The sequence below is a fragment of the Mesorhizobium sp. M2A.F.Ca.ET.037.01.1.1 genome (assembly GCF_003998075.1).
In the GTDB taxonomy this organism is placed as follows: Bacteria; Pseudomonadota; Alphaproteobacteria; order Rhizobiales; family Rhizobiaceae; genus Mesorhizobium.
Window position 1 is genome coordinate 1 of record NZ_RZSA01001473.1, and the last position, 1,079, is coordinate 1,079.

Here is a 1,079-nt window from a genome sequence, read left to right on the forward strand (position 1 = left end):
GCTGCAACTACATCGTCGGCGCGTTGCCGGGCGTGGTCATTGCGCTGGCGCTGGTGACGATCACCGTACGCGTCGCGCTGCCGCTCTACCAGACGCTGTTCACCATCCTGTTCGGCTATGCGCTGATGTTCCTGCCGCGCGCGCTGATAAGCCTGCGCGCTTCGATCGCGCAGGCTCCGGTGGAGTTGGAGCGTGCCGCTTCCAGCCTCGGCCGGCCGCCAGTCAAGGCACTGTGGGCGACAACCATCCGCCTGTCGGCGCCCGGCGCCGCGGCCGGCATGGCGATGGTGGCGCTCGGCATCACCAACGAGCTCACCGCCACCCAGATGCTGGCGCCCAACGGCACCCGCACCCTGGCGATGGCCTTCTGGTCCTACAGCAGCGAGATCGACTACGCCTCCGCCGCTCCTTACGCGTTGATCATGGTGGCGATGTCGCTGCCGATGACCTGGTGGCTCTACGTCCAGTCGAAGCGGATGGCCGGACGATGAGCTTTCTCGAACTGAGCGATGTCGCCAAGAACTATGGTCCGGTGACGGCGCTGGCCGGTGTCGACCTTCAGGTCGAAAGCGGCAGCCGCACCGCGATCGTCGGGCCGTCCGGCTGCGGCAAGACCACCTTGCTCAGGCTGATCGCCGGCTTCGAGGCGCCGGACCGCGGCCGCATCGCGCTTGACGGCAAGGTGCTCGCCAATGGCGACGCGGCCGTGCCGGCGCATCGCCGTGGGATCGGCGTGGTGGCCCAGGACGGTGCCCTGTTCCCGCATCTCAGCATCGCCGACAATATCGGTTTCGGCATCGCGCGGAATGCCGACAAGCGGGCCGAGCATATCGTCGAGCTTGCCTATATCGTCGGGCTGGACAAGGCGGTCCTGAAACGCCGGCCGCATGAGCTTTCCGGCGGCCAGCAGCAGCGCGTCGCGCTTGCCCGCGCCATGGCGATGAAGCCGCGGCTGATGCTGCTCGACGAACCCTTCTCGGCGCTCGACACCGGGCTTCGCGCTTCGATGCGCAAAGCGGTGGCAGAGCTTCTGGAAGAGGCGGGCATCACCACCATCCTGGTCACGCACGACCAAGCCG

2 protein-coding genes are annotated in these 1,079 nt (G+C 67.5%); both read left to right on the forward strand.

What is annotated here, in order from left to right:
• Positions 1-491: ABC transporter permease subunit (locus tag EOA27_RS37690; RefSeq protein WP_127258872.1), on the forward strand; the 491-nt coding region annotated here is incomplete at its 5' end.
• Positions 488-1,079, forward strand: a 592-nt coding sequence (locus tag EOA27_RS37695; RefSeq protein WP_145970876.1) for an ABC transporter ATP-binding protein, incomplete at its 3' end; no start/stop codon positions are given. The genes EOA27_RS37690 and EOA27_RS37695, both read left to right, overlap by 4 nt.